The 6916-nt window shown below is 62.5% G+C and carries 9 protein-coding genes; 1 reads left to right on the top strand and 8 read right to left on the bottom strand.

Going from position 1 to position 6916, the window contains the following annotated elements; genetic code table 11:
• From AC2FM3_RS06185 to sciP, 3 genes are all read right to left on the bottom strand, one after another.
• Positions 1-609 (bottom strand): DNA ligase LigA-related protein (locus tag AC2FM3_RS06185; RefSeq protein WP_496679962.1); only part of this gene is annotated, 609 nt, incomplete at its 3' end.
• 121 nt (positions 610-730) lie between these two features.
• Positions 731-1447, bottom strand: coding sequence for a response regulator transcription factor CtrA (gene ctrA, locus AC2FM3_RS06180; protein WP_149775137.1), 717 nt, complete (start codon positions 1445-1447; stop codon positions 731-733).
• An 85-nt stretch (positions 1448-1532) separates the two neighbouring features.
• Entirely contained in the window at positions 1533-1826 is a 294-nt protein-coding gene (gene sciP, locus AC2FM3_RS06175) for a CtrA inhibitor SciP (RefSeq protein ID WP_496679960.1), read from the bottom strand.
• 130 nt (positions 1827-1956) lie between these two features.
• Here sciP and mnmA point away from each other — a divergent pair, with 130 nt between their 5' ends.
• The gene (mnmA, locus tag AC2FM3_RS06170; RefSeq protein ID WP_496679959.1) at positions 1957-3102 is read left to right on the top strand and encodes a tRNA 2-thiouridine(34) synthase MnmA; all 1146 of its coding nucleotides are present in this window, start codon (positions 1957-1959) and stop codon (positions 3100-3102) included.
• On the opposite strand, the gene AC2FM3_RS06165 is transcribed toward mnmA, so the two are convergent.
• Genes AC2FM3_RS06165 through fabZ form a run of 5 tightly spaced genes read right to left on the bottom strand, consistent with a single transcriptional unit; the run spans position 3096 to position 6891 of the window.
• Positions 3096-3680 carry a hypothetical protein gene (locus tag AC2FM3_RS06165; protein ID WP_496679958.1) on the bottom strand — a complete coding sequence of 195 codons (585 nt, stop codon included), beginning with the start codon at positions 3678-3680 and terminating at the stop codon, positions 3096-3098. The two genes, mnmA and AC2FM3_RS06165, sit on opposite strands and share 7 nt — an antisense overlap.
• Complete coding sequence (gene lpxB / locus AC2FM3_RS06160) at positions 3680-4837, bottom strand: lipid-A-disaccharide synthase (RefSeq protein WP_496679957.1); 1158 nt, start codon at positions 4835-4837, stop codon at positions 3680-3682. Before lpxB ends, AC2FM3_RS06165 begins: the two co-directional genes overlap by 1 nt.
• A complete protein-coding gene (locus AC2FM3_RS06155) occupies positions 4837-5631 on the bottom strand; it encodes an LpxI family protein (RefSeq protein ID WP_496679956.1) in 795 nt (264 codons plus the stop codon). The genes lpxB and AC2FM3_RS06155 overlap by 1 nt, the downstream gene beginning before the upstream one ends.
• Before the next feature lie 4 nt (positions 5632-5635).
• Positions 5636-6421, bottom strand: coding sequence for an acyl-ACP--UDP-N-acetylglucosamine O-acyltransferase (gene lpxA, locus AC2FM3_RS06150; protein ID WP_496679955.1), 786 nt, complete (start codon positions 6419-6421; stop codon positions 5636-5638).
• A complete protein-coding gene (gene fabZ, locus AC2FM3_RS06145) occupies positions 6418-6891 on the bottom strand; it encodes a 3-hydroxyacyl-ACP dehydratase FabZ (protein WP_496679954.1) in 474 nt (157 codons plus the stop codon). The genes lpxA and fabZ overlap by 4 nt, the downstream gene beginning before the upstream one ends.
• Positions 6892-6916: the final 25 nt, after the last annotated feature.

Below are 6916 nucleotides of genomic sequence, written 5' to 3'. Positions count from 1 at the left end.
CCCGATTTCCGTTTGTTTCTGGTTCAGCCGGGCGAAATCCTCATGCGACATGTAGACCTCGCCCCGGACCTCCAGGATCTCGGGCGCATCGGTGAGAGTTTTCGGAATGTCGCGAACGGTCATCGCGTTGGCAGTGACGTTCTCGCCTACCTCACCGTCACCGCGGGTCGCGGCCTGAACCAACGTGCCGTTTTCATAGCGCAGGGACAGTGACAACCCGTCAATTTTCGGCTCGGCGGTAAATTCAGGCACTTTGTCTTCTTGGAGCCCCAGGTATTTCTGGACCGACCGAACGAAGTCCCGCACATCCGCCTCGTCGAAAGCGTTGCCCAGCGACATCATCCGAACCGCGTGACGAACCTTTTCGAACCCGTCCGACGGGCGAGCCCCGACCTGTTCGCTCGGGCTGTCCGGGCGTTTCAGATGCGGAAACCGCGCCTCGATTTCCTGATTTCGGCGCTTCAGCGCATCATATTCCGCGTCGGAAATCTCTGGAGCGTCCTCACCGTGATACAAATCATTCGCCCGCGTCAACTCGGACGCCAGGCGCGCCAGCTCCTCCTTGGCCTGGTCTTCGGTCAGGTCTTGCACGGGAATCGGATTGCTCATGGCCTCGCCCTGTCATGTCTGGTTGGCACCAGTGATAGGGCGAGGCCATGGCCAGGTCCAGACGTGCTGAGCCGTGAGTGGAATTGCCGCCCTGGACCTCCGGCGGCGTGCTCGAGGCCGATCAGGCGCCGACGGCCAGGCGGTTTTCCTCGATACCGTCCTTCTGGGGGTCGCGCAGCACGTATCCCCGCCCCCAGACCGTCTCGATATAGTTGTCGCCACCGGTGGCATTGCTGAGCTTCTTGCGCAGCTTGCAGATGAAGACGTCGATGATCTTCAGTTCCGGCTCGTCCATCCCGCCGTAGAGGTGGTTGAGGAACATCTCCTTGGTCAGGGTCGTGCCCTTGCGCAGGCTGAGCAGTTCTAGCATTTGGTATTCCTTGCCGGTCAAATGAACCGCCTGTCCGTCCACCTCGACGGTCTTGGCATCCAGGTTCACCGCGATCTTGCCGGTGCGGATAATCGACTGCGAATGCCCCTTCGACCGTCGGATGATTGCGTGGATCCTGGCCACCAGTTCTTCGCGGTGGAACGGTTTCGTCAGGTAATCATCGGCCCCGAAACCGAACCCTTTAATCTTGCTTTCGGTATCATCGGCCCCCGACAGGATCAGGATCGGCGTTTCAACTCGGGCGATGCGCAGCTGGCGAAGCACTTCATGACCGTTCATATCCGGCAGATTCAGGTCCAGAAGGATCAGATCATAGTCATACAGTTTCGCCAGATCGATCCCTTCCTCGCCCAGATCCGTCGCATAGACGTTCAGGTTGGCGTGTGTCAGCATCAGTTCGATGCTTTTCGACGTTGTGGGATCATCCTCGACAAGAAGTATGCGCATTCTGCTGCTCCAGTTCAGGTCTGTTCATTCCGGTTTGATCCGAGCCTGACCACAAATGGTTAATCTGACGTTACCGTTGATTCATTTATTCGCTTTCGCCTTTAGGTTGTCTATATTTTTTTAAGGCCGTCACCTTCAGCGCATCGATTCCGTGTTCGGCCACCGCCGCAACCCAGCTGTTGAACTCCTCGTCGCTCAGCCCATAGCGTTTCTTGGCGTCCGACAACGTGATCAGGCCATACAGTACGCCGCGCACCACCATGGCCTTCCTGGAGGCGACCCACCGACTGGTATCGGGCGGCGGCAGATCGGCCCGCGACAGAACCGTTCCATCCGGCAGGGCTATCGACCTTGGTCCCTCAACTTTGTGCAAATACATCCTGCGACCCTTTTTCTTTTGTCACAAAGCTGGCGTCAGTCTACTTAATGCGGCGTGAAACCGCCTCTTGAGAGTGCGTAGAATTTTCTTATATTCTGCCGGTCTTTCTTAACCCGGACTGGAACAGCCCATGGCCCTCGACACCGAGACTCCTCTGAACTCGCTTGGCTTTGCCAAACCCCCGTCGGAAACGCGGGTGGTCGTTGCCATGTCGGGCGGTGTCGACAGCTCGGTCGTGGCGGCTTATCTGGCGGATCAGGGCTATGACGTGGTCGGTGTGACGCTGCAACTGTATGACCACGGGGCGGCGCTGGCCAAAAAGGGCGCTTGTTGCGCCGGGATCGACATCCACGACGCCCGCCGCGTGGCCGAGGAGCGCGGCTTTCCGCACTACGTTCTGGATTATGAAAACATCTTCAAGGACGCCGTGATCGACGAGTTCGCCGACAGCTATCTGGCCGGCGCGACCCCGGTGCCGTGCATCCGCTGCAACGAGCGCGTCAAGTTCAAAGATCTGCTGGAAACGGCCAAGGATCTCGAGGCCGACTGCATGGCCACCGGCCACTACATCCAGCGCAAGATGGGCCCCAATGGCCCCGAATTGCACTGCGCCGAAGATGCCAACCGCGACCAGTCCTATTTCCTGTTCTCGACCACGCCCGAGCAGCTGGAATTCCTGCGCTTCCCTCTGGGGCACCTGCCCTCGAAGGACGCAACCCGGCAGATGGCTGCGCAATACGGGCTGAGCGTGGCGGACAAGCCCGACAGCCAGGACATTTGCTTCGTGCCCAACGGCAACTATGCCAGCGTGATCGAGAAACTGCGCCCCGGTGCGGCCGAACCCGGCGAGATCGTTCACGCCGACGGCCGCGTTCTGGGTCAGCATGAAGGTGTGATCCACTACACGATCGGCCAGCGACGCGGCCTTGGCATCGGCGGGCTCAGCGAGCCGCTTTATGTCGTCAAGCTGGACGTGGACCGCAAACAGGTCGTCGTCGGCCCCAAAGAGATGCTGGCCACCCGCACCATCCCCGTGCGCGAGATCAACTGGCTGGGCGACGAACCCTTTACTTCGCAAAAGGAATGGCATGTCTCGGTCAAGGTACGTTCGACCCGCCCCCCGCGCGAGGCGATCATTCGCCCTCTGTCGAACACTACTGCCGAGGTCGAATTGCTGACGCCAGAGGAAGGTGTTTCTCCTGGGCAGGCCTGCGTGTTTTATGAAACCGGGGGCAGCCGCATTTTTGGCGGTGGCTGGATCTGGCGCGGTTACTGAACCGCGTCGGTCCACGAGTTGCTGAGGATATAAAGCCCGGCGCAGATCATGACATAGGGCACAAAGTATTCCAGGCGTTGTGCCAGACGTCCCGTCATGATCTGGGCGCGCCCACCGATCAGCCCCACAACCGCAAGAAAGAGAGCGGCCAGGCCGGCCCCTAGCACACCTGCCAGCCGGAAATCGGGGGTCGAGTCGGCCAGCAAGGGGGCGAGGACCGCAAACGTGTCCATCGAAAGACTTGTGAACACCAGCATGGTCACCAGTGCCGAGGCGCTGCCCGGCACAGCGGGGGCGGCCTGCGCCTTTGCACCGCGAAGCTGTCGAAAGGCTCCGAAAAGCCCCAAGGCCAGAGGGATGGTGCCGAGGTAGCCAGCCCGGTGCGGCACCACATCCTCGACCCCCAGTGCCAGCAGGAAGGCCACGCCGATCACCAGCCCCTGTGCCAGCAGGAACCCCAGAACGGCGCGCTGCGGACCGGTGACGATCATCAGGGCGACCAGAGCCATGAGGTTGTCGAGATTGGTCAGAACCTGTGCCATGAAGGCCGAGGCCGCAAAGACCACATGGTCCAGCATCACGGCTTCATCCGCTCCAACACCGCGCGTGCAGCCCGAAGACCGGGCGCTTCGCCACCGCGGCCGAGACGTTCCATCGTGACGGCCATTGCCTGTTCCTGCGCGCCCGGCGCGGCCGACACGGCGCCAAGCGCGGCGGCGATGGTTTCGGGCGTGCAATCATCCAGCAGGCATTCCGGCACCGTTCGGGTCTCGGACACGAGGTTGACCAGTGTGACCGTATCCAGCTTGACCATGCGCTCGGCGATCTTCTGGGTCAGCCAGGTCAGCTTGTAGGCAATCACCATCGGCGTGGATTGGGCCGCCAGTTCCAGCGAGACCGTGCCGGACGCGGCCAGGGCGATCTCGGCTGCGGCAAAGGCCGCGCGCTTGATGGCCACCGCCTGATCCGTGTCGATGTTGCGGGGGTCCACCACGACCGGTTGACCCGGCCAGGACCGGACATGGGCGGCCACGGTATCGGCCACATGCGCGACCGCAGGAACTACCACCCGCATGTCGGGGCGGTCTTTCAGGTATAGATCAAGCGCCGCGCCGAATACGGGCGCCAGCCGATCGACCTCACCACGGCGCGAGCCGGGCAAGGCCAGCAGGATCGGCGCGTCGCCAAGACCGTGATCGGCGCGGAACTGCGCGATCTGCGCGTCGGTTGCAACCGGCTCGCTGGCCACTGGGTGGCCGACGAAGTCGCACTCCATTCCGGCGTTTTCCATATAGGGCGGCTCGAACGGCAGCAAGGCCAGAACATGGTCGATGACCTTGGCCATCTTGTCCGCCCTCTTGGGGCGCCAGGCCCAGACGCTGGGCGCAACATAGTGCACGGTCCGTATATTGCTGCGCGCCTTGACCTGCTTGGCCACGCGCAGCGAAAAGTCGGGGCTGTCGATGGTGATCAGAACGTCGGGCTGGGTGTCCAGAACGGCCTGCGCGGTTTCGGCGATGCGGCGCTTGAGGTGAAAGAACTTGGGCAAAACCTCGACCAGGCCCATCACGCTGAGCTCGGACATCGGAAAGCGGCTGACCAGACCCTGGGCCTGCATCAGCGGCCCGCCGACCCCGTCGAATTCGACATCCGGAACAAGGGTCTTCACCCCCTCCATCAGCGCACCGCCCAGACGGTCGCCCGACGGCTCACCGGCGACCAGAAACACCCGCATCACATTGCCCGCTCGTGCACGTGCAGAAACAAGCCCAGGCGGTCGCATTCCGCGATCACTTGGGGCCGGTCCAACACGATCACCCCGCCCTTTTCGACGACGATACCGGTCAGGCCAGCCGCAACCGCGCCGGTCACCGTGTCTGGCCCGATGGCGGGCAGATCGGCGCGCCGGTCCTGACCGGGTTTGGGCCCCTTGAACAGAATGCCGCCGCCGGCATCGGGGCGCGCAGCCAGCGACTGCAGCATCCACGCCGTACCGAATGCGCCCTCGACCGCCAGAACCTGCCCTTGATGCACCACGCAGGCCTGCCCGATATCGGCGGTCCCCATCGCCCGCAACACGCCGACGGCCCGGTTGGCATCGGCCAGCTCGGCCTCGGTCGGTTGCGCCTGGGTCAGGCATCCCAGAGGGGGCAGCAGGTCGGGCGCGATCTGGTGCGCGGCCTGCACCTGCAGACCGGCATCCTCGAGAACACCGATCACCGCCCGCAACGCGCCATCGTCGCCCGACACCAGCGCCCGCTGGATGATCGGAACCAGCGGCGCGGTCTGCGCGTCGATGCGGCCCGGGTCGATTTTTGGGCGGCGCACCGCACCGGCCATGCAGATATTGGTCACGCCGCGCGCCTTCAGCTCGGCAATGAAACTGCCGAGATGCTCCAGGGGAAAGGTGATGTCGGGGCGCAACCTGTCGGGCTCGAACCCCTCAAGGGCGCAAATCAGCGGACGTTCGGCCAGATGCGAGACCAGTTCATCCGGCAAAACGCCCGTTCCCGCGATCAAGGCCAGCATCGGCTCATTTCCTCGGCGTCAGGAACGACCGGTCGGACTCGCCGGTCACGAATTCCACGATCCGGCGGACATAGTCGCTGTCGGTGTCGTCCCCCAGCCGCTTGACGCGGTCCAGGAACGTTCCGTCGCCTTGCGCCATCTCGCGGAACGCGGCACGCAGGGCCGAGATGTCCGCCCGCGGTACCCCGCGCCGCTTGAGGCCCACCAGGTTCAGACCTTCCAACTCGCCCCGCGGAGCTTGAACCAAGCCATAGGGGATGACATCGTTGGGCACCATGGTCAACGCGCCGATGATGGCGCCGCGGCCCACGCGCACCCATTGATGCAAGCCGGAAATGCCACCGATGATCACGTCATCCTCGATGATGCAGTGACCGGCGGCGCCGGAATGGTTCACCATGATCACCCGGTTACCGATCTGTACGTCATGGGCCACATGAACCCCGGCCATCAGCAAGCAGTCATCGCCGATACGGGTCACGCCGCCGCCGCCCTCGGTGCCGGTGTTGATCGTCACGTGCTCGCGGATGCGGTTGCGTTTGCCGATCTCCAGCCGCGTGTCCTCTCCGCCGAATTTCAGATCCTGCGGGATTTCACCGATCACAGCGAAGTTGAAGATTACGCAGTCCTCTCCGATCGAGGTGTCGCCGGTCACGACCACGTGCGATTTCAACTCGACCCGGTCGCCCAGCCGGACCTTGGGGCCGATATGGCAGAACGGACCGATCACGCAATCCTGACCGATCTGCGCACCGTCTTCGATGATGGCACTGGGATGAATGCGGCTCATGCTGTCTTTTCCATGTCCCAATCGACATAGGCCGAGAACTCGGCTTCGGCCGCCACTTCACCGTCCACGGTCGCACGGCCGCTGAACTTGAAGATCTTGCCGCCTTTCTTGCCGCGCACGGTTTCCACATGCATCTTCAGCACGTCGCCCGGCACTACCTTGCGGCGGAATTTGCACTTGTCGATGTTCATGAAATAGATCAGCAACTCGCTGTCGATCACGTCCATGCCGACACCCAGCATCACGCCAGCGGTCTGGGCCATCGCCTCGACGATTGTCACGCCGGGCATGATCGGCGTTCCGGGGAAATGACCCTGGAAATGCGGCTCGTTCATGGTGACGTTCTTGATGCCGACCGCCGACTGATAGCCGTTGATCTCGACAACCTTGTCAACCAGCAGGAACGGATAGCGATGCGGCAGGATCCGTTGGATCAGCTGGATGTCGGCGCTCTTGGTGTCCGTGGTCATGTTCCGGGTGTCCTGTTTTCGAGGT

This window comes from Ruegeria sp. BHSB172 (genome assembly GCF_059613165.1).
This window is presented reverse-complemented; position numbering and strand designations above follow the sequence as displayed.

What these genes read in the sequence shown, in the direction of transcription:
- ctrA (WP_149775137.1), bottom strand. Translation starts at nt 1,447, where the DNA reads ATGCGCATACTTCTTGTCGAGGATGATCCCACAACGTCGAAAAGCATC.
- sciP (WP_496679960.1), bottom strand. Translation starts at nt 1,826, where the DNA reads ATGTATTTGCACAAAGTTGAGGGACCAAGGTCGATAGCCCTGCCGGAT.
- mnmA (WP_496679959.1), top strand. Translation starts at nt 1,957, where the DNA reads ATGGCCCTCGACACCGAGACTCCTCTGAACTCGCTTGGCTTTGCCAAA.
- AC2FM3_RS06165 (WP_496679958.1), bottom strand. Translation starts at nt 3,680, where the DNA reads ATGCTGGACCATGTGGTCTTTGCGGCCTCGGCCTTCATGGCACAGGTT.
- lpxB (WP_496679957.1), bottom strand. Translation starts at nt 4,837, where the DNA reads ATGCGGGTGTTTCTGGTCGCCGGTGAGCCGTCGGGCGACCGTCTGGGC.
- AC2FM3_RS06155 (WP_496679956.1), bottom strand. Translation starts at nt 5,631, where the DNA reads ATGCTGGCCTTGATCGCGGGAACGGGCGTTTTGCCGGATGAACTGGTC.
- lpxA (WP_496679955.1), bottom strand. Translation starts at nt 6,421, where the DNA reads ATGAGCCGCATTCATCCCAGTGCCATCATCGAAGACGGTGCGCAGATC.
- fabZ (WP_496679954.1), bottom strand. Translation starts at nt 6,891, where the DNA reads ATGACCACGGACACCAAGAGCGCCGACATCCAGCTGATCCAACGGATC.